The sequence below is a fragment of the Variovorax sp. 10N412 genome (assembly GCF_056394985.1).
Genome location: NZ_JBFTIO010000006.1, coordinates 125,121 through 143,423, shown reverse-complemented (window position 1 = coordinate 143,423; position 18,303 = coordinate 125,121). Strand labels below are relative to the sequence as shown.

Here is an 18,303-nt window from a genome sequence, read left to right as displayed (position 1 = left end):
GCCCTTTGGCGAAGGCCGAGCGAACGACACCGGCGCCGCGCGACTGGCTATGCTCGGCGGCTCTTCATGCCGCAGCGACATCCTTCCATCGACCCGGTCGCCCACCCGCACGAGCGGCACATGCGCCGCGCGCCCGGCGAGCCTGCGCGCGAAGTCGGCCTGCCGCCGCTGCAAGAGCAACTGCCCACCGAATGGACTTCCGCTGCGCCGCAGGCCACGGAGCGCGCGAGGAAGCCGGTCTCCGACTGGGTCGCCTGGCTGATCGCGCTCGCGGTGCTGCTGTTCCTGGCGACCTTCGGCTTCCAGGCGATGACATGGGCCCTGCGCGGTGGCTGGCATTGGCTCTGGATGGCCGTCGGGCTGCCGGTGTTCGGCATTTTCTCGGTGACGAGCGTGACGATGGTCGTGGGGCGGCTGCGCGAGCGCCGGCGGATTCGCGTGGCGCTCGCGAACATGTCGCTGGAGCGGGGCGAAGGCTTTCGCGTCGGCGAGCCGCTCACCCTGCGCCTGCGTGCGACGGTGGCCGCCGCTGCCCACGACGGCGAGCGCACGGTGGCGCCGCAGCGCATCGTGATGCGCCTGATGCGGCGGTCCCTCCGCGGCGAAGCCGAAGGCGGCGGGGCGCAGGTGGACGAATGTTGCGACGAAGCCGTCGCGCTTCGGGAGGATGCGCGCGAGGGCCGGCTGATCTATGCCTGCGAACTGTGCGCGAGCCCGGCGCCAGCGGCCGATGCGGCCGATGCGGCCGATGCGGCCGATGCGGCCGATGCCGTGCAATGGTCGGTCGAACTGCACGACCCCGCCGTGGAGGGCGGCGCGCCCTTCGTCGTCGCGGCGCTGCGGCGGCTGCTGGCGCGCTGACTCAGCGCTGCGTGCCCGAGGCGAGGGCTGCCAGCAGAACGTCGGTCGAGCGCACGCGGCCCATGCGCGGGAACACGTGCCGGTTCGCGAACTCGTGCGGCTCGGCGGCCAGCGAAGTCATCGCGTCTTCCACGAACACCAGTTCATAGCCGCGGTCGAAGGCCGCACGCGCGGTCGACTCGACGCCGAAGTTGGTCGCGATGCCGCTCATCACCAGCGTGCGGATGCCTCGGCGACGCAGTTGCTGGTCAAGGTCGGTGCCGTAGAAGGCACCCCACTGGCGCTTGGTGATGCGCACGTCGGCGTCCTGCACCTGCAGTTCGGGCACCAGCTCCGAGAACTCGGGCGGCGGCACGGGCGAGCCTGGCGGGCGGCCGATCGAGGCGTCGGCCGGCAGGCTCAGCAGCGCGGTCACGTCCACACGCACCCACACCACCGTGCCGCCCGCGGCGCGCAGTTCGTCGGCGATGCGCCTGCTGCGCTGCACCACGTCGGCGGCGCTGTGCGGTGCGAGTTCGCGGCCCACGTTGCTGCGCTGCAGGTCGATGGAAATGAGGGCGGTCTGGCGGGGATTCAGGTCGAGAGGTTGCATCCGGACCATCGTAGCGGGCCCCTGTGAGCCCTTCATGAGCGGCACGGCACGCGCAAAAAGAAAGGCCGGGCCCCGCATTGGCGAAGCCCGGCCTTTCTTGTCCGGATCGGCGCCCGCCGAAGCGGGCGTGTGGCCGACGATTACAGCGGCAGCGCGTCGCCGTGGGCGGCAGCGCGGGCTGCGGCACGCACTGCAGCGCGGTCCACCGAGCTGGCGACGATCGGCGCGACACCGGCGGAAGCGCCTTCGGCGTACGGGTCGGCGCTATGGGCAGCGGCAACCGCTTCGGCGCGGACGACAGCACGGTTGGCCACCGACACGATCACCGGGGCCGGGCCGGCGTTGGCACCGGTGGCGTACGGGTTGGCGCTGTGGGCGGCAACCACGGCCTGGCTGGCGACGTCGGCGCGGCTGGCGCCCGAGGTCAGGGGGTGCACGCCGTTGTACGTTTCAGCGTGGGCGCCACCGGCAACGGCCAGCAGGGCGAGGGAGACGGCGGAGAGGAGCTTCGAGGCGGTCATTTGGATTTCCTTCAATTCGTTTGTTCTTGCTTGCACTTGGATGATGTCGAACCGGTCTTGGGTGGGTCACCGTCCCTCCGGGGGGCGGCCACCTCGCTCGGGGCCCTGTTCATCCAGATCAGCTGGGGGGCCGGTCTGTGAATGAATTGTGCGCTCGCATCTAAGTAAAAACCCTTATGAAACAGAACCGCGGTGTTCACACTATCGAAACAATCCTCAGCCAGGACGGGCCATGTCGGCCTTGTCGGCCTTGTCGTAGAGTGACCGGATGCACGCCCAGGACTCCGCTTCCCTGACCTCCAACCCCTCCTTTTCCCCGTGGGGCACGCCCGACACCGTCTTCGACGGTCTCGCGGGCGCATGGCATCTCGAACGAACCATCGAAGGCCAGGCCTCGATGACGGGCACGGCCGTGTTCAGCCCCTTCGAGGCGGGCCTGCTGAAGTACCGCGAAGAGGGCCGCATCCGCCTGGCCGACGGCAAGGAGTTCGACGGGCACCGCGAATACCTGTTCGAGCGCACGCCTGGCGGCTTCCTGGTGCACTTTGCCGAGACCCCGCCCCGCCTGTTCCACGCCATCGCGGTGGTGCGCGACGGCAGTGCGCTCGCAGGGTCGGCCGTGCACCTGTGCACGCCCGACACCTACGACAGCAGCTACCGCTTCCTGGCGGACGGCAGCTTCGGCATCCGCCACACGGTGCGCGGCCCGCGCAAGGACTACCTGTCGGCCACCGTCTTCAGGCGGCGCAACGGGTAGCAGCCTGGACGTTCAGTCGCGATCGAGCCGCCAGCCCGGCATGCCGCGCATCACGGTCTGCACGAGCATGGCGCAGATGCCGCACTTGATCAGGTCGCCCGGAATGAAGACCAGCATGGCCAGCGCGGCCTGCGACAGCGACATGTGCGCTACCCACGAGAGCCCGGCGATGCCGACGGCGTAGACCACCAAGATCCCGCCGACCACCGACGACAGGAAAGCCGCCGCCAGCAACGGCAGGCCCGTTGCGCCCGCCATGCGGCGCATGGCCAGACGCATCAGCAGGCCGCAGGTGAACGCACCGAACATCCAGCCGAACAGGAAGCCCGAGGTCGGGCCGACGAAAACGGACAGCCCGCCGCGTCCGCCCGGCAGCAGCGGCAGGCCGAGCGCCACCGCCAGCAGGAACAGCGCAATGGCCAGGAACCCGCGGCGCGGCCCGAGCAGGCAGCCCGCCAGCATCACGCCCAGCGACTGCAGCGTGATCGGCACGCCGAACGGCAAGTCGATCTTCGGGATCAGGCCGAACACCGCCATCAGCGCGGCGAACAGCGCGATGTACGAGAGGGAGCGGGACGAAGCAAGGGAGCCGGTGGTGGTCATGGCAGTGGCAATCGGTGAAGAAAGGAAAGGTCAGCGCCCGAGCCGGGCAGCCAGCGCATCGGCCACGCGTTCGGCCGTCTGCAGCGTGCGGATGGTCAGCGGCGCCAGCAGCCGCAGGCCACCGCCGCGGCCGGTGCGCGCGCGGTAGGCGTCGTCCAGGCGCTGCCACTGCACGTAGAAATTCTCGGCGAAGCGCAGCATCAGGCCAAGGCCCAGCGCGATGCGCTCGGTCGGCACACCCAGCCGCTGCAGCGGATGCAGCACGGCCTCGAGCACCGCCAGCAGGTCTTCGAAGCGGGTGGTGAGCGTCAGCATCAGCGCCAGCGTGGCCGCGCTGGCCAGGCGCAGCGCGCTGGCCACGCCAAGCGGCGTGGTGCCCATGGCCCAGTGGAAGCCGACGATCATCGCCCCGGCGATGGCCACGCCCAGCAGCATGCGCACGCGGCGCCAGGCGGGCCGTCCGAGCGACGCGAAGAGGACCAGCACCGCCGCGCAGGCCACGGCCAGCACCACGGGCCGCTCGACCAGCACCAGCAGCGTGCCGCACGCCGACAGCACCGCCAGCTTGACCCACGCCGCGATCGCGTGCATCCACGTCGGCTGGTCCGAGTAGAGGCTACGCACGGCGGGCCCGCTCCAGTGCGGCGCGCTCGCGCACGTTCGCGGCATAGGCCTCGCACACGTCCCGGCCCGGCCCGTCGGCGCGCACCCTGCCCTGCTCCAGCCACAGCACGCGCTCGAAGTCGTGCACGTGATCGAGCAGGTGCGTGGACAACACGATCTGCTGGTCCGTGGCCTCGAGTTGCGCCGAGAGCCGCGCCTGGCTCAGCAGGTCGAGGCTGGCGAAGGGCTCGTCGAGCAGCAGCGTGGCGGGCTGGCTGATCTGCAAGGCCAGCAGGCACACCTGCTGGCGCTGCCCCTGGCTCAGCTCGCCGATCGCGCGGCCGGCCCAGTCCTGCAGCCCGCGCCGTGCGAGAAAGTCGCGTGCCTGCTGCCGTGCGGCCTGCCGCGTTTCACCGCGCGCCGTGAGGCTGAAGGCCAGCTCCTCGGCCACGGTGGGAAAGATGATCTGGTCGTCGGGGTTCTGGAACATCAGGCCGACGTGCCTCGACAGTTGCTTGCGGTCGGTCTGCGTGTCGCAGCCGTGCACGACCACGCGCCCCTGCTGCGGCTGGTCGAGCCCGCTGATCAGCCGGAACAGGCTGCTCTTGCCCGCGCCGTTGTCGCCGACCAGGCCGATGCGCGCCTCGTGCAGGCTGAGCGTCAGCCCCTCGAAGACGTGCTGGCTGCCGCGCACCAGCGTGACCGCCTCGAGGCGGATGCTGTGCGGGGAGAAGGGTTCGGGCGGGGCGGGCTGCGGCAAGGGGCGCCCACTGTACCCGAAGCACTGCCGCGGGCCGGCAGGGTCGTTCGAAGGACAAAGCGGCTAGCCGTGCCTCGCGGTCATTTGACGCCGTAGCGCCGTGCCGCGCGCAGCGCCGCCAGGCTCACCAGCACGCCGAAAGCCACGTAGAACGACGGCGCGATCTTGCTGCCCGTGGCCGTGATGAGCCAGGCGCTGATGAACGGCGCGAAGCCGCCGAAGATCGCCACGCCGAAGCTGTAGCTCACCGACAGCCCGGTGCCGCGCGTGGCCGCCGGAAACAGCTCGGACATCGCCGCCGAGATCGGCCCCCAGTACGCCGAGGCCACCACGCCCATGGCGGTGAGCGCCAGCATCAGCGCCGGCACCGACGGATGGTTCACCAGCAGGTAGAACAGCGGCACGATCATCACCCCCATGACCAGCGCCGCGCCGCGCATGATCGCCACGCGCCCGACCCGGTCCGACAGGCTGCCGAACAGCGGCACCAGCGCGAACTGCAGCACGCCGAACCAGAAGGTGCCCGCGAAGGCCATGGTCGCCGGCAGGCCCAGCTGGCGCACCGCGAAGGTGGGCATGAACAGCCCCGTGTAGGCCACGATGGTGGCCAGGATGATGAGCCCCATGGCCGTCAGCGTGCGACCGCGCTGGTCGACCAGCGTGGTGCGCACCGGCGTGGCTTCCTGCGCCGCGCGCTTGAACTCCAGGCCTTCGTCCAGATGGCGGCGGATGTAGAGGCCGGCCGGCCCGATCAGCAGGCCGAAGAAGAACGGAATGCGCCAGCCCCACGACAGCAGCTGCTCGGGCGTGAGCAGCGTGTTGAGCGCCATGCCGAAGCCCGCCGCCAGGAAGGTGGTGATGCCCTGGCTCGCGAACTGCCAGCTGGCAAAGAAGCCGCGCCGGCGCGGGTCCTGCTCGGCCAGCAGGGCGGTGGCGCTGCCGAACTCGCCGCCCGCGGCAAAGCCCTGCAGCAGCCGCGCCGCGATCACGAGCCCCGGCGCCCACAGCCCGATCTGCGCGAAGGTCGGCGACACCGCGATCAGCAGCGTGCCGCACAGCATGAGCGCCATCGACAGCGTCAGCGCGTTCTTGCGTCCCCGCGCATCGGCGTAGGCGCCGAGCACCAGCGAGCCGACCGGGCGCATCACGAAGGTCACGCCGAAGGTGCCCAGCGTGATGAGCAGCGACACGCTCTCGTTCTCCGCCGGAAAGAACAGCTTGGAGATGGTCACGGCCAGGAAGCCGTAGATCACGATCTCGAACCACTCCAGCGCATTGCCGATGGAGATGGCGGTGATGACCTTCAGCGTGCTCTGCCGGACGGCAGGCTCGGCGGGGTCGGCGGATTCGGACAGGGCGGCGTTGCGCGGGGCGAGGGTGCTCATGGTGCTGCGTGCTCCAGGGATGGTTGAACCGGACGGTCCGTGCCCGCGGCGGGCCGGACGCCGAAGTGATGCAGCACGTTGCGCAGCACCCCTTCGAAACAGGGATCGACACCGAGCACCCAGCTCGCACCGACTGCACCGGCGTTGAACACGCGGCCGCCCTGCGGGCGCTCCCAATAGATCATTTCGGCCGAGAGCCCGTCGAGCGACTCGGTCACGTTGGAGAAGTAGTCCAGGTACGCATCGAGGCGGCCGGCGTGCAGCCGGCGCCCCTGTGCGATGACCTCGATGCCGCGCTGCGCCTCGGGCAGCTGCTCGCCGGCCGGCAGCACATGCGTCATGCGGCGCAGCGTGGCCACGCTCAGGTCCCACTCGTGGCCGATGGCGCGCGGCAGGCCGCCGCCCGGCGCATGGCCGAAGGTCGCGCCGTCGGTCAGCCCCAGCGCATGCGGCTGCGTGAACAGGAAGTGCCCGGGCTGCGTCGCGTGGTACACGCCGAAGTCGCTGCCGTCGGCAAAGGCCCAGCCTGCGGTCTCCAGTCCGATGAGTTCCGCGCAGGAGCGTCCCGCTTGGCGGAACTGGCCGCCGCGCGCCCAGTCCTGCGAGTGGTACTGCTCGCCGTAGGGGCCGGCGGGCGGGCGCACCTTGGCCGCCTCCTCGCTGTCTTGGTCGTTCGCGCCGAGCACCTTGCGCTGCTCCATCACCATGCCCTCTTCGTCGTAGCTCACGCGCAGGTACATGGTGTTGCCCGAGAGCACGATGGCCGTGCCGCCGCCAACCAGGTAGTCGTCGAGCCCGTCGCACGCCGGCAGCGACCAGTACTCGCTGTGGCCGTTGATCATCACGGTCTTGTAGGCCTTCAGCAGGCCCGGATCGCGGTGCAGGTCGAGGTCGCTCACCACGTCGTAGTCGTAGCCGGCCTGCTCGAGCCACACGTGCAGGCGGCGTTCCAGCCGGGTCCACTGGCTGAAGCCCGCGTCGGCCGGGTCGTACAGCGCGTTGGGGCTGGCGTTGGGCCACGGCATGCGCAGGCCGACCTGGTAGCTCGGCTGGCCGCCGCGGTGGTAGGTGTAGCTGCTGTAGGCCGGCGCGTCGGGGTGGCTGTTCTCCAGCCCGACCGAGCGCCGCGGCCAGACCGGGTCGCTCGCCACGTTCTTCGCGAAGGGCGTGCTCGCATAGGCCAGCCAGCTGTTGGTGGCACACAGCACCAGCACCGGCGCGGGGGCCCGGTGGGCGGCGCGGCGCACGATGAAGGTGATGTCGTAGTCGGCGGGCCGGCCGTCGAGCAGGAAATGCACGCGGCCCACGTACACGCCGGACTTCGCATCCGCCGGGATGCGAAAGGCGTGGCTCTCGGGCCAGCGGCAGTCGTAGAGGTCGTCGCTCGCCAGGCGCAGGCCGTGGCCGCGGGTGGGGTCGGCCAGCGGGTCGTAGCCGTCGTCCGAAAACTCGTTCACCCGCTTCGGTTCGAAGGCCGGGCCGACGATCATCCAGGTGCCGTGGTTGACGATGCGACCGGTGCGCTGGTGCCCGCTGGCGTCGGCCACCGTGTCGCCGCGCTCCTCGCGCAGCGGCCAGCACGCCAGCACCGTGCGCCCGCGCGGCGTGTGCAGGCCGCGGTCGGCAAATCGCGCGCGCACCTCGTCGGGCCGCAATGCGTGCGAATAGATCGCGGGCATGACGATGTCGCCCTCGAGGAACGCATCCGCCAGGCCGTCGATGCCGCTGCTGCCCAGTCGCAAAGGGGCGTGGCCCGGCCGCAAGGGGCCGGCGAACGAGCCGCGCGCGACCGCTTCGCCGTCGACCCACAGCACCGTCTCGCTGCCGTCCCAGGTGGCGGCCAGATGGTGCCAGCGCCTGGGGCGCAACATGCCGCCCGCGAGCCGGCCTTGCGCGCGGAACGTGCCGCCGTCGCCGAGATGGAACGCCGCGCGCCCGTCTTCATCGACGAACAGCCCGTAGCCGCAGGCGCCCGGCATGTCGAACTGGCTGATGACGCTCTGGCGCGTGCCCGTGCTCCACACCTGCACCCAGCACTCCAGCGTGAGCGCGCGCAGCGGCTGGTCCAGCCCGCGCGCCACCTGCACGTAGGAGCCAGGGTGGATCGGATGCGCGCGCGCGGGCGAAGGTGCGAAGGCGTGCAGCACCGTGTCGGCCGAGCGGCCCTCGACGTCGGGGCCGAGCTGGCACACCGACAGCGTGTAGGGCACGTCGCTGCTGAGGTGAAAGCGCGCCGTCTCGCCGGCGGCCACGCTCTTGCGGTCGGTGTAGCCATGCACGCCGGGCACGTGCAGGCTGCGGTGGGGCGGCAGGATCTGCGGCATCGGGGCGGGCGCCATCATGCGGAGGTGGCCAGGCCCTTGGCCGCGATCTCGTTCGCCAGGTCGCGCAGCGAGCGCTCCAGCAGGTCGGCCAGCTCGTCGATCTCGGCGGGCGTGATGGTCAGCGGCGGCGTGATCATCTGGAAGTCGCCGAAGGCGCCCAGGTTGGCGCGCCGGTTGTACAGCGCGATGCCGTGCTTCAGCCCGTGCTCGGTCAGCCGCGCCGGCGCGTTGAAGCTGGCGGGCAGCTGCCGCTTCGTGGCCTTGTCGGCCACGATCTCGATGGCGGTGAAGAGCCCCTTTCCGCGCACGTCGCCCACGATGGGAGAGCGCTCGGCCACCTCGCGCAGGCGGGCCATCAGCAGCTCGCCCATGTCGCGCGCGCGGTTCACCAGGTCCTGCGCGATCACCTCGCCCACCACCGCATTGGCCACCGCGCACGACAGCGGGTTGGTGAAGTAGGTGTGGCCGTGCACGAAGCCGCCGCTGGCGGCGATGGCGTCGACGATGCGGTTGGGTGCGAGCATGGCGCCCAGCGGGGTGTAGCCCGCGGCCAGCCCCTTGGCCAGCGTGACGAGGTCGGGCCGCGCGCCGGCCCAGTGGTGCGCCGCCAGGAAGGCGCCGGTGCGCCCGGCGCCGCTCATGATCTCGTCGCAGATCAGCAGCACGCCGTGGCGGTCGCAGATCTGCCGCACACGCTGGAAGTAGGCCGCGCCCGACACCACCGCGCCGGTCGACAGCCCGCCGATGGGCTCCAGGATGAAGGCCAGCACGGTGTCGGGCCCTTCGCGCACGATGGCGGCCTCGAGTTCGTCGGCGCAGGCCATGGCATGCGACTCGACGGTGTGGCCCTCTGGCACACGGTACGACAGCGGTGCGGGCACCTTCGGCATCTCGCGCACCATCGGCCCGTAGAGGGATTGCGTGTGCGCGTCGCCCGTGACGGCCAGCGCGCCCAGCGTGGAGCCGTGGTAGCTCGGGTTGCGCGAAATGACCTTGGCGCGGCGCGGCTGGCCCGTGACCACCGCGTACTGCCGCGCCAGCTTGAGGGCCGACTCGTTGGCCTCCGAGCCGCCCGAGACGAAGAAGGCGCGGTCGAAGCCCTCGCCGGCCAGCTTGCACACGCGGTCCGCCAGCTCGATGCTGTGCTCGCTCTCGAAGAAGCGCGGGTAGGCGAACGTCACCTGCGCCGCCTGCGCCTGCATCGCCGCCAGCACGCGCGGGTTGCCATGGCCGATGTTGGCGACCACCGCGCCGGCCGTCGCGTCGAGGAAGCGGCGCCCGCCCGCGTCCCACAGGTAGATGCCTTCGCCGCGCGCAATGCGCGGCGGCCGGGGCGTGCCCTTGGCGGCGTAGAAGCCGAGCACGGAGCCGCCCTTGGGCGTGTCGCCCACGGTGCGGGCGGCGTCTTCGATCGTGGCGTTCATCGATGAAATTCCATTCGCGTGTCTTGAAGGGCCCGACGATAGGCAAGGCACGCCCGCATGGGTAGACGTATGGAGCGATGAAGTGCTATACGTCTGGCGCATGAAGAACACCCACGACCGGCTCGACCTGCTCGACACCTTCATCAAGATCGGCGAAAGCGGATCGCTCAGCGGGGCGGCGCGCCTGCTCGGCACCACGCAGCCCACGGTGAGCCGCCGCCTGCTGGAGCTGGAGCGCCTGCTGGGCTGCAAGCTGGCCATTCGCAACACCGCCAACTTCTCGCTCACCGACGAGGGCCGCTCGCTGCTGGCCGAGGCGCACGACCTGACCGACCGCTGGTCGGGCCTGTCCCAGCGGCTGCAGGGCGGGCAGAGCCGGCCCGAGGGCACGCTGCGCGTGATCGGCCCGTCGGGCTACGGCACCGGCTTCCTGACCGACGCGGTGACCGACCTGCGCGCCGCGCATCCGCAGGTGCGCGTGGAGCTCACGCTGACCGACCGCGTGGTCGACCTCGCGGCCTCCGGCGCCGAATGCTGGGTGTGCGTGGGCGATGTCCGCGACCCCGGGCTGGTGAGCCGGCCACTGGGCCGCATGGAGCGCGTGCTGATCGCCACGCCCGCGCTGCTCAAGCGCATCGGCCCCGTCACGCTGGCCCGGCTGCCGCAGCTGCCCTGCGTGGGCCTGGTGCCGTATGTGACGGGCAACGTGCGCCTGATCGACCGCGGCGGGCGCTCGCGCATGGTGGCGCTGGACACGCCCATGCGCACCGACAGCCTGCTCGCAAGCTACCGCGCGGTGCTCAACGGCGCGGGCATCGGCGCGGCGGCACCCTGGATGTGCCACGAAGACATGCAGGCCGGCCGCCTGAAGCGCGTGCTGCCGAACTGGTGGCTGGAGCCGATCGGCGTTTACGTGGCGCTGCCGCCGGGGCTGTACCGGCCGGCGCGCGTCACGGCGTTCATCGAGGCGCTGCGCTTGCGCATGCACGCGCTGCCGGGGTTCCGGCCCGCGTGACCGAAGCGACCTACGTCAGCGCGACCACCGGGTAGCGCCGCCACCCGAGCTCCGCGTGGCGTTGCCCGTGCGCGAACAGAAAGCCCAGCACCGCTTGCGGATCGGACAGCTGTTCGGGGTGGTCCGCCTTCCACTGCTCGAACTGCTGCTTCAACGCCGGTTCGTCCTCCAGCATCTGCAGCGCGGTGTCTTCGAAGACGTAGGCGGAGAAGGCCTCCTTCTTCTCCAGCACGCTGTTGAAGAAGCCCCAGCGAAAGAAGCTGTCGTGGGCTTCGGGCTCCAGCGTCTCGACCACGTAGCGGGCGTTGGGCTGGTCCAGCGACACCCACACGTCGCCCGCGCGCGCCTGGAAGGCCTCGGTGTGCGTGGCCAGCACCACCCGGTCATGGAACATGTGGCCTTCGTAGGCGTTCGCGCGGGCGGTCACGTCCTGCACGCGATAGACCCGGACCGCGTCGAACAGCTGGTCGGCATCGAGGCGCCGCAGCGCGACGCCGTTCCACGCCAGCCGCTCGAGCACTTCGCGCCAGGCCTGCGGTATCAGGTAGGCCGTGGGCGCGGCGACCACCACGTCTTCCACGCAGCGGTCGAAATGCACGATGTCCTTCTCCCACGGCTGGTTGCGGTCGTAGGCCAGGCGCTGGTAGCTGCCGAGCCTGCTGGGCGTGCGAACCGCCTGGTAGCCCTTGAAGCGCAGGCTGGCCGGGCGGCTGTGGTCGTTGCGCCAGGTCAGCGGCCAGCGCGCCTGCTGCGCGGCGGCGGCCCGGGCATCGCGGCGCAGCGCCTGGATGCGCGGCGCATGCGCCACGGTGAACGCCAGCACCACCTCCACCAGCGTGCGCATGGCGGCCACGCGGTCGGCGTAGGGCTTGAGCATGTGGGTCTCGGGCATGAAGCCGATCGTGTGGTGCAGCGCGGCGTAGCCGGTGGAGAAACGCGGCAGGTCGAGAAAATCCTCGATGCCGTCGTCCGGCGTCTCGCCCAGCAGGCTCACGTACGGGCAGGTGGGCCAGCCGCGCTGTGCCATGTCGCCGTAGATCGCAGGCAGCATGCGCTCGCGCAGGAAGCCGCCCAGCGCGCCGCCCAGCTTGTCGGGCTGGGTCGGGATCAGCGTCATGGTGCAGGCGTAGTCGGCGCCGTTCGAGGTGTGGGTGTCGACCATCACGTCCGGGTCCCACGCGGTGAAGAAGCGGTTGAAGACCTGGGCGGCCAGGCTGTCGCACTTGATGAAGTCGCGGTTCAGGTCCAGGTGCAGGCCGTTGCCGCGAAAGCCGAAGGACTCCGGCCCGAGCTGGTTCACGCGCGAGGTGCGCTGGCGGTTCACGCAGCCGTCCACGTTGTAGACCGGGATGAACAGGAACACCGTGTCGCCCAGCGCCGCCAACCGCTCGGGCTGCGTGCAGAAGTCGCGCACCAGCGCCATGCAGGCGTCGATGCCCTCGGGCTCGCCGGGGTGGATGCCGTTGTTGTTGAAGAACACGGGCCGGCCCTGCTGCCGGAGTGCCTCGCGCTCGAACACGCCGTCGGCCGTGACCACGCCGGCATGCATCGGCACGCCGGTGTCCGACACGCCGATCCGGCGCCACTGCAGCACGCCGGGAAAGCGCCCGGCCAGCTGTTCGTAGAAGGCGATGCACTCGGCCCAGGTGGCGGTCTGGTTGCGGTTGCCGATTTCGAAGGGCGTGGGGTGCAGGGTGTCGGGTGTGGCCGTCATGGAGAAATCCGCTCGTTCAACAACAGGATTCAGGGGCTGCGCAGCGTAGCAGGCTGCCGCGCGGACGCGCTCCAGCTACAGTAGTCGCCCCGATCCGGTCATCCAGCCCTTCCGCCAAGCGCTCACGCGAGCCGCACAGGTGCCGGACCAGGCCGCACAACACACATTCAAGGAAACAGAGTCATGGGCGCCCAATGGAAAGCGAAACACAAGGATCTGGCGGCCAATGCCAAGGGCCGGCTGTTCGGCAAGCTCGCCAAGGAAATCATGATCGCCGCGCGCAACGGCGCCGACCCGGCCTCCAACTCTCGCCTTCGGCTGGTGGTGGAGCAGGCCCGCAAGGTGTCGATGCCCAAGGACACGCTGGACCGCGCCATCAAGAAGGGCGCGGGCCTGACCGGCGAAGCGGTGCATTTCGAGCACGTGATCTACGAAGGCTTTGCGCCGCACCGCGTGCCGTTGATGGTCGAGTGCCTGACCGACAACGTGAACCGCACCGCGCCTGAAATGCGGGTGCTGTTCCGCAAGGGCCAGCTGGGCACCTCGGGCTCGGTGTCCTGGGACTTCGACCACGTCGGCATGATCGAGGCCGAACCCGCCAGGCCCGACGCCGACCCCGAAGTGGCCGCCATCGAAGCCGGCGCGCAGGACTTCGAGCCGGCCGGCGAGGACCACCCCGCGGTGTTCCTCACGGACCCCACCGACCTCGACCTGGTGAGCCGCGCGCTGCCGGCCCAGGGCTTCACCGTGCTGTCGGCCAAGCTGGGCTACAAGCCCAGGAACCCGGTCGATCCGGCGAGCCTGAGCGCGGAGGACCTGGAAGAGGTCGAGACCTTCCTGGCCGCCATCGACGCGAACGACGACGTGCAGAACGTGTTCGTGGGCCTGGCGGGCTGAAACACCGGCCGCCATGAAAAAAGCCGGCCTCTTTCGAGGCCGGCCTTGCGTTCGGAACCGGAAAACCCGGGTCAGAAGCTCAAAAACTTAGAGGCGATAAACTTTTGTAAAGAGTGATACCTCCACACTGAGATTCGCACCTTTCCCTGCCATCGCCGCTAGTTTTGTCAATATTTTCCCCGTTATCGGGGTTTTGTTTACTTTTTTTCGAGAGGGGGTGCAGGGGGAGATCGAGCGGTTGTGGATAACTCTCAACCGACCGCATTGAGGCTGCCGCAGCCTCCCCGTAGCTACGAACGGGAAACCGCCGGCGAAATCAGAAGCGAGACGTCCACGTCCAAGGCGTACGCAAGACGCTCAAGGTTGTCGATGGAGATGTTTCTCTCCTCCCTCTCGACTGCCCCTACAAACGTTCGATGAAGCCCGGCAGCCTCCGCAAGTTGCTCCTGGGAAATGCGGCGTTCCGCGCGAATGACACGTAGATGAAACGCCACCCTTTGCCTTGCACTTTGAGTTCTTGGTTGAGGTTGACCCATCCTCCAAGAATCACGTACCTAGCATTTTTTATCGACAGCGCTAAGATAGCTACCTGATGCGTTTAAGTAGCAAATAAGCCCTTTGAGGCGCGGCGAGTAGTGTTTATGCACCTTGATGAACTGTTTGCGGGTCAGACGCGAGAGTCATCCGCGACCAAGTTTCACGCAGGGCTACCAACCTATAGGGTTCATTTTTATGTTCATGACGATGGATTCGCATGAGGTGAAGATCTCCTCGATGTTGGCCGGGCCTGGCGCGAGATGTTGGAGAGCGATTCAGCTGAACTTGTCGATTCCGTTCTTCTTTCCCACCTGGGTGGTGCACGAAGACGACCTCGAGGTCCCGGAACGGGCCTTGCTGATCTATGAGAGCGACTTCCTCAATCTCTTCGAGAGCGTGGGGCCACAGGCGCTGCGACATGTTCAGTATCTGGCGCCGATGGAAAGCGATCCTGAGCGTTGGGAAATTCGAGATATCCGAAAGATCTGGTCGGCGACCAGTACCGACGACGGTCAGGTCGAACACCTGGTACTCGAAGATCAGAGCGGGGCCCAGTTCACTCACTACGACACACGCAATTCGTTCAGCATTCAGCGTCAGATTTGGCCTGTCAACTGAGCATGGGAATTGCCCCCCATGTAAAGATCCACCACCGGCGCCAAGTGGAAATCCAGGCCTGGCTCGATGGGAATGGCCGCAGCAACGCAGAATGGGTCGCGCTTGACGATTGGCCCTCGAGCTTCGAAGCGGGGTTCGCGCGGCTCGTGCTCACCGATCCCAAGAGGGCATTCGATCAAGACAGCTTCCAGGAACTGCGCTCGCACTTCCTGCGGTTCGCGGCTGGCCGATGAACCGCCCTCGGCATATGAAATGAAACCGCTCATCTCGTCGGACCTCCATGCGCGATCCGAGCACAACCAGTCGAAGCCCAAGCTCATGTTCTTCGGCGACCCGCACGGCGATCTCGATCCGGTGATCGCAGCGGTCGAGCGCTTCCGGCCCGAGGCGATCATCCTGCTGGGTGACATCCAGGCGCGCCAACCTCTGCACATCGAGTTGCAGCCGATCCTGGCTCTCACCGAAGTCTGGTTCATCCATGGGAACCATGACACGGACTCCGATACCGACTACTACAACCTGTGGGGATCAGAACTCGCCGACCGCAACCTGCATGGACGCATCGTCGAGATCGCTGGGTACAAGGTTGCGGGACTGGGCGGCATCTTTCGCAGCAAGATCTGGGATCCGCGGCGGCCGATCGAAGAAGCCGCATTCGCTTCGGCCGATGCACTGCGCCGGTCCATGCGCCACGAAGAGCGGTGGAGGGGCGGTATCGCCCGCCGGCATCGCTCCACGATCTTCCCGGACGACTACCAGCAACTGCTGCGTAGCCCGCCTGCCGACATTTTGGTGACGCACGAGGCGCCGGCAGCACATCCGCACGGCTGCCAAGCGATCGACGAGCTCGCCGAAACTCTCGGCGTCCAGCTCGTAGTCCACGGTCACCATCACCAGAGCATCGACTATCTCGCGGAAGGGATGCAGAGTGCTGCAGCACCGTTCCGCGCCTTCGGCGTCAATATGGGCGCGCATCTGGCGTGGCCGCGAGATCCAAAAAAGGAGACTGGATCGGAAGTTCTTCCACGAGACTTGCTGGACCTCGCCATGCAGGTATTCGGCGCAGAGGCTCCAGCTTGGCTGGACAAGCCGCACAAGCTGCTCGACGGCCAGACGCCAGCAGCTTTCGCAGCTTGGGGTGGGTCGGAAAAGCTCCGATCGATGCTCAATGCCATCCAATACGGCGGTGTCGTATGAGGACCGATGAAAATGGATTCAGAGGTCCGGGATGATCCTGTTCCTCGACTTCGACGGTGTGCTGCATCCCGAAGGGGAGCAGCACGTCCTCAACGGCGGTGCCGACTTCTGTTTCCTGCCGCGGCTTGAAGCGTTGCTGCGCGAGTTTCCGTTCGTGAAGATCGTGATCAGCTCATCCTGGCGCGAGCAGCTTCACTACAAGACCTTGCTAAAGCCATTCTCCAGCGACATCCGGGCCCGAATTCTTGGAGCCACACCTCATTCGGGCTTCGGCCTTCCACCGCCGTATGGGAAGCGTGAAGGAGAGATCCTCGCTTGGCTCCAGATCCATCATGTGATCGACGAGCCTTGGGTCGCACTCGACGATGCCTATTGGCAGTTCGACCACTGCAAGAACCATCTGGTGGTGTGCAACTCGTTCACCGGCTTCGACGACAAGGCAAGTGCCAAGCTTCGCGCGCGCCTTGAAAGAGCATCCTGATGAAAGTTCTGATTCTTTCCGACCTTCACCTCGAGTTCGCCCCCTTCGAGCCGGCACCGGATCTCGAATTCGATGTCGTCATCCTCGCCGGTGACATTCATTCGCCAGGCAGGCGTGCCGTTCAGTGGGCGTCGGACCGCTTTCGTGGCAAGCCCGTGATCTACCTGCTTGGCAACCACGAGTACTACGACGGGCGGTTGGACACGACACTGGCCGAGGCACGCCGCGAAGCCGAAGGAAGCAATGTCCATCTGCTCGACGGTGACGAGTTGGTGATCGACGGCGTACGTTTCCTCGGCGCGACGCTGTGGACCGACTTCGCGCTCGCTATCGGGACGCCTGAAGGTCCGGTCAGCGATGTCGGGCGTGCCATGAAGATGGCGACCAATCTGCTGAACGACTACACGCTGGTCCGCACGGTCGACGAGTCGGCAGAACCCGATACCTGGCGCGACAAGCAGGGAAGAAAGCTTCAAGCAGCCGACACGCTTCGGATTCATCGGATGCAGCGCGCTTGGCTGCGAGACAGGCTAGTGGAACCATTCGCCGGACCGACGGTGGTTGTGACGCACCATGCACCTCATCGCGGCTCGCTGGCGCAGCGCTACGCCGATGACTGGGCCTCAGGCGCCTTCATCAACGAGCTTCCGGATGCCTTCTTTGAAGTGCCCGTGCTCTGGGTCCACGGTCACACGCATCAACAGTTCGACTACCGAGTCCGTTCTTGCCGAGTTGTGTGCAATCCGCGCGGCTACGTGAACTGGAGTGGCAGGATTGAGAACACGGCGTTCGATCCTGGTCTCGTCATCGACGTGCAACCTCTCCCTGGAAGTGATGACTCATGAAGCTGCCTATTCTTTCTGACCTCCACGCGGAGTTCGAGCCCTTCGAGGTTTCGAAGGAACTGAGCTACAACGTGGCCGTCTTAGCGAGCATCATCGTGGCACGTGCGTTTCCAACCCATAAATGATCGATTCTCTCTCTTCGCTTTTGAAGGCCGACGGAAGTCTGTCCTCCGAGAAATGTGTGACATTTCGCCAAGGTGCGATCGCTGACCCGCTGAAGACTCACTCCTTCGAGACCGGCGAGTTCACAGTCGGCGGCAGTTCCAGCATCAAATTAAGGTCCTGACTGGCATTGCGCACATCCGTTTCGAACGACAAGACATCATCGAAGAAGGAGCCGAGTAGCACGTAGTCCTGATCGAGAACATCATTCACGATCACCTTGTCGGGCGCGTTCTCCACGCCACCATCCCCAAGCCACTGCAGCGCGTGATGTGCAAGCATGTAGCACCAGCGTCTCGTCATGCTTTTTTTCTTCCACAACCGCCGTGAAACCAAGTCGGGTACTTCAATCTTCCTCATGTGTGCGACGTAGAACGCATCACCAATGCTGCGAGCGTGCTGCAGGCGTGCCAACCTGCCGCCCATGCCGTCTTGCCTCGTGGACTTGATCTCGTCCTTGGTGAGCTTGGACCGCATCTCGTTCATGACGCTCAGCAGCACTTCACGGTTGGCCGGAGCGTTCAACTCGTTAGCTTGAAGTTCCTTGCGGGCCTCTGTCATCCGGTCCCTCAGCATCGAGAGGGTCGGTCCGCTACCAGACTGACTGTCTACGATGGCACCACGAAGCAACTTCGTGAAGTCGTCTGGCAAAAGATACCCTTCAGCAGATACCCGCTTAGCGGCTTCGAGTTCGCACGCTTCCTGAACCGACATTGACATAAAGCAGCGCGTCACCACAGGCACCAGCGCGGCGAAGCTGAGCCGGAACGTCTCCTCCCATTGGTCGCTCTTGACCATTTCAAGCAACCCGGTGTCCGGGATAACGAATTTCGACTTCGGCTGATCTTCGATCAGCGTGACGAGCTCCTTCTTACGCATAACGTTCTGGTCAATAACGTAGATCTTGGCCATGGTTCGTAAGGAGCATTCAAAGGGTGGATTTGCCGTCACCCCGCGGACAAGGCGTCTAGCCGCGCCCGGGCGTATTCTGCACGTTGACGGCGCTT

Annotated in this window: 20 protein-coding genes; 9 read left to right on the top strand and 11 right to left on the bottom strand. The window is 67.3% G+C overall.

All coding sequences use genetic code 11. The features are described 5' to 3' along the window. Positions 1 to 66 precede the first annotated feature (66 nt). On the top strand, positions 67 to 861 hold the full coding sequence (locus AC1DJH_RS16560) for a hypothetical protein (RefSeq protein WP_478186404.1): 795 nt from the start codon (positions 67 to 69) through the stop codon (positions 859 to 861). Position 862: 1 nt separating this feature from the next. On the opposite strand, the gene AC1DJH_RS16555 is transcribed toward AC1DJH_RS16560, so the two are convergent. Together AC1DJH_RS16555 and AC1DJH_RS16550 are read right to left on the bottom strand one after the other, a co-directional pair. Next, entirely contained in the window at positions 863 to 1,453 is a 591-nt protein-coding gene (locus tag AC1DJH_RS16555) for an isochorismatase family protein (RefSeq protein WP_435487109.1), read from the bottom strand. Between the two features lie 140 nt (positions 1,454 to 1,593). Next, complete coding sequence (locus AC1DJH_RS16550) at positions 1,594 to 1,974, bottom strand: helicase SNF2 (RefSeq protein WP_472125886.1); 381 nt, start codon at positions 1,972 to 1,974, stop codon at positions 1,594 to 1,596. 268 nt (positions 1,975 to 2,242) lie between these two features. On the opposite strand from AC1DJH_RS16550, the gene AC1DJH_RS16545 reads away from it, so the two are divergent. After that, complete coding sequence (locus AC1DJH_RS16545; RefSeq protein WP_478186403.1) at positions 2,243 to 2,731, top strand: DUF6314 family protein; 489 nt, start codon at positions 2,243 to 2,245, stop codon at positions 2,729 to 2,731. Between the two features lie 12 nt (positions 2,732 to 2,743). On the opposite strand, the gene AC1DJH_RS16540 is transcribed toward AC1DJH_RS16545, so the two are convergent. The 6 genes from AC1DJH_RS16540 to AC1DJH_RS16515 all read right to left on the bottom strand — a co-directional run bounded on the left by AC1DJH_RS16540 (position 2,744) and on the right by AC1DJH_RS16515 (position 9,830). Beyond that, the gene (locus AC1DJH_RS16540; RefSeq protein WP_435438934.1) at positions 2,744 to 3,334 is read right to left on the bottom strand and encodes a biotin transporter BioY; all 591 of its coding nucleotides are present in this window, start codon (positions 3,332 to 3,334) and stop codon (positions 2,744 to 2,746) included. 30 nt (positions 3,335 to 3,364) lie between these two features. Then, positions 3,365 to 3,958, bottom strand: coding sequence for a CbiQ family ECF transporter T component (locus AC1DJH_RS16535; protein ID WP_478186402.1), 594 nt, complete (start codon positions 3,956 to 3,958; stop codon positions 3,365 to 3,367). Further along, complete coding sequence (locus tag AC1DJH_RS16530) at positions 3,951 to 4,697, bottom strand: energy-coupling factor ABC transporter ATP-binding protein (RefSeq protein WP_478186401.1); 747 nt, start codon at positions 4,695 to 4,697, stop codon at positions 3,951 to 3,953. Before AC1DJH_RS16530 ends, AC1DJH_RS16535 begins: the two co-directional genes overlap by 8 nt. An 80-nt stretch (positions 4,698 to 4,777) precedes the next feature. Continuing rightward, a complete protein-coding gene (locus AC1DJH_RS16525) occupies positions 4,778 to 6,082 on the bottom strand; it encodes an MFS transporter (RefSeq protein ID WP_478186400.1) in 1,305 nt (434 codons plus the stop codon). After that, positions 6,079 to 8,424, bottom strand: a complete 2,346-nt coding sequence (locus AC1DJH_RS16520; protein ID WP_478186399.1) for a N,N-dimethylformamidase beta subunit family domain-containing protein — start codon at positions 8,422 to 8,424, stop codon at positions 6,079 to 6,081. Before AC1DJH_RS16520 ends, AC1DJH_RS16525 begins: the two co-directional genes overlap by 4 nt. Next, a complete protein-coding gene (locus AC1DJH_RS16515; protein ID WP_478186398.1) occupies positions 8,421 to 9,830 on the bottom strand; it encodes an aminotransferase family protein in 1,410 nt (469 codons plus the stop codon). The genes AC1DJH_RS16520 and AC1DJH_RS16515 overlap by 4 nt, the downstream gene beginning before the upstream one ends. A 100-nt stretch (positions 9,831 to 9,930) precedes the next feature. Between AC1DJH_RS16515 and AC1DJH_RS16510 the strand changes: the two genes are divergently transcribed. Continuing rightward, entirely contained in the window at positions 9,931 to 10,845 is a 915-nt protein-coding gene (locus tag AC1DJH_RS16510; protein ID WP_478186397.1) for a LysR family transcriptional regulator, read from the top strand. Between the two features lie 10 nt (positions 10,846 to 10,855). Here AC1DJH_RS16510 and AC1DJH_RS16505 read toward each other — a convergent pair whose 3' ends face one another. Beyond that, positions 10,856 to 12,559, bottom strand: coding sequence for a M14 family zinc carboxypeptidase (locus AC1DJH_RS16505; protein ID WP_478186396.1), 1,704 nt, complete (start codon positions 12,557 to 12,559; stop codon positions 10,856 to 10,858). 183 nt (positions 12,560 to 12,742) lie between these two features. On the opposite strand from AC1DJH_RS16505, the gene AC1DJH_RS16500 reads away from it, so the two are divergent. Next, the gene (locus AC1DJH_RS16500; RefSeq protein ID WP_478186395.1) at positions 12,743 to 13,456 is read left to right on the top strand and encodes a YebC/PmpR family DNA-binding transcriptional regulator; all 714 of its coding nucleotides are present in this window, start codon (positions 12,743 to 12,745) and stop codon (positions 13,454 to 13,456) included. A 290-nt stretch (positions 13,457 to 13,746) separates the two neighbouring features. Here AC1DJH_RS16500 and AC1DJH_RS16495 read toward each other — a convergent pair whose 3' ends face one another. Further along, positions 13,747 to 13,992: a helix-turn-helix domain-containing protein gene (locus AC1DJH_RS16495; RefSeq protein WP_478186394.1), complete on the bottom strand. Its 246-nt coding sequence runs from the start codon at positions 13,990 to 13,992 to the stop codon at positions 13,747 to 13,749. A gap of 196 nt (positions 13,993 to 14,188) precedes the next feature. On the opposite strand from AC1DJH_RS16495, the gene AC1DJH_RS16490 reads away from it, so the two are divergent. The 5 genes from AC1DJH_RS16490 to AC1DJH_RS16470 are packed head-to-tail and all read left to right on the top strand — an operon-like array spanning position 14,189 to position 17,134. Continuing rightward, positions 14,189 to 14,611: a hypothetical protein gene (locus tag AC1DJH_RS16490; RefSeq protein ID WP_478186393.1), complete on the top strand. Its 423-nt coding sequence runs from the start codon at positions 14,189 to 14,191 to the stop codon at positions 14,609 to 14,611. Positions 14,612 to 14,613: 2 nt separating this feature from the next. Beyond that, positions 14,614 to 14,844: an HAD domain-containing protein gene (locus AC1DJH_RS16485; protein WP_478186392.1), complete on the top strand. Its 231-nt coding sequence runs from the start codon at positions 14,614 to 14,616 to the stop codon at positions 14,842 to 14,844. Between the two features lie 19 nt (positions 14,845 to 14,863). After that, the gene (locus tag AC1DJH_RS16480) at positions 14,864 to 15,808 is read left to right on the top strand and encodes a metallophosphoesterase (RefSeq protein WP_478186391.1); all 945 of its coding nucleotides are present in this window, start codon (positions 14,864 to 14,866) and stop codon (positions 15,806 to 15,808) included. Between the two features lie 31 nt (positions 15,809 to 15,839). Next, positions 15,840 to 16,289, top strand: a complete 450-nt coding sequence (locus AC1DJH_RS16475) for an HAD domain-containing protein (protein WP_478186390.1) — start codon at positions 15,840 to 15,842, stop codon at positions 16,287 to 16,289. Then, the gene (locus AC1DJH_RS16470; RefSeq protein ID WP_478186389.1) at positions 16,289 to 17,134 is read left to right on the top strand and encodes a metallophosphoesterase; all 846 of its coding nucleotides are present in this window, start codon (positions 16,289 to 16,291) and stop codon (positions 17,132 to 17,134) included. Before AC1DJH_RS16475 ends, AC1DJH_RS16470 begins: the two co-directional genes overlap by 1 nt. A gap of 222 nt (positions 17,135 to 17,356) precedes the next feature. On the opposite strand, the gene AC1DJH_RS16465 is transcribed toward AC1DJH_RS16470, so the two are convergent. Beyond that, positions 17,357 to 18,208 (bottom strand): hypothetical protein, encoded by an 852-nt coding sequence (locus AC1DJH_RS16465; protein ID WP_478186388.1) that lies wholly within the window; start codon positions 18,206 to 18,208, stop codon positions 17,357 to 17,359. Positions 18,209 to 18,303 lie beyond the last annotated feature (95 nt).

What these genes read in the sequence shown, in the direction of transcription:
- AC1DJH_RS16560 (WP_478186404.1), top strand. Translation starts at nt 67, where the DNA reads ATGCCGCAGCGACATCCTTCCATCGACCCGGTCGCCCACCCGCACGAG.
- AC1DJH_RS16555 (WP_435487109.1), bottom strand. Translation starts at nt 1,453, where the DNA reads ATGCAACCTCTCGACCTGAATCCCCGCCAGACCGCCCTCATTTCCATC.
- AC1DJH_RS16550 (WP_472125886.1), bottom strand. Translation starts at nt 1,974, where the DNA reads ATGACCGCCTCGAAGCTCCTCTCCGCCGTCTCCCTCGCCCTGCTGGCC.
- AC1DJH_RS16545 (WP_478186403.1), top strand. Translation starts at nt 2,243, where the DNA reads ATGCACGCCCAGGACTCCGCTTCCCTGACCTCCAACCCCTCCTTTTCC.
- AC1DJH_RS16540 (WP_435438934.1), bottom strand. Translation starts at nt 3,334, where the DNA reads ATGACCACCACCGGCTCCCTTGCTTCGTCCCGCTCCCTCTCGTACATC.
- AC1DJH_RS16525 (WP_478186400.1), bottom strand. Translation starts at nt 6,082, where the DNA reads ATGAGCACCCTCGCCCCGCGCAACGCCGCCCTGTCCGAATCCGCCGAC.
- AC1DJH_RS16520 (WP_478186399.1), bottom strand. Translation starts at nt 8,424, where the DNA reads ATGATGGCGCCCGCCCCGATGCCGCAGATCCTGCCGCCCCACCGCAGC.
- AC1DJH_RS16515 (WP_478186398.1), bottom strand. Translation starts at nt 9,830, where the DNA reads ATGAACGCCACGATCGAAGACGCCGCCCGCACCGTGGGCGACACGCCC.
- AC1DJH_RS16510 (WP_478186397.1), top strand. Translation starts at nt 9,931, where the DNA reads ATGAAGAACACCCACGACCGGCTCGACCTGCTCGACACCTTCATCAAG.
- AC1DJH_RS16505 (WP_478186396.1), bottom strand. Translation starts at nt 12,559, where the DNA reads ATGACGGCCACACCCGACACCCTGCACCCCACGCCCTTCGAAATCGGC.
- AC1DJH_RS16500 (WP_478186395.1), top strand. Translation starts at nt 12,743, where the DNA reads ATGGGCGCCCAATGGAAAGCGAAACACAAGGATCTGGCGGCCAATGCC.
- AC1DJH_RS16495 (WP_478186394.1), bottom strand. Translation starts at nt 13,992, where the DNA reads ATGGGTCAACCTCAACCAAGAACTCAAAGTGCAAGGCAAAGGGTGGCG.
- AC1DJH_RS16490 (WP_478186393.1), top strand. Translation starts at nt 14,189, where the DNA reads ATGTTCATGACGATGGATTCGCATGAGGTGAAGATCTCCTCGATGTTG.
- AC1DJH_RS16485 (WP_478186392.1), top strand. Translation starts at nt 14,614, where the DNA reads ATGGGAATTGCCCCCCATGTAAAGATCCACCACCGGCGCCAAGTGGAA.
- AC1DJH_RS16480 (WP_478186391.1), top strand. Translation starts at nt 14,864, where the DNA reads ATGAAACCGCTCATCTCGTCGGACCTCCATGCGCGATCCGAGCACAAC.
- AC1DJH_RS16475 (WP_478186390.1), top strand. Translation starts at nt 15,840, where the DNA reads ATGATCCTGTTCCTCGACTTCGACGGTGTGCTGCATCCCGAAGGGGAG.
- AC1DJH_RS16470 (WP_478186389.1), top strand. Translation starts at nt 16,289, where the DNA reads ATGAAAGTTCTGATTCTTTCCGACCTTCACCTCGAGTTCGCCCCCTTC.
- AC1DJH_RS16465 (WP_478186388.1), bottom strand. Translation starts at nt 18,208, where the DNA reads ATGGCCAAGATCTACGTTATTGACCAGAACGTTATGCGTAAGAAGGAG.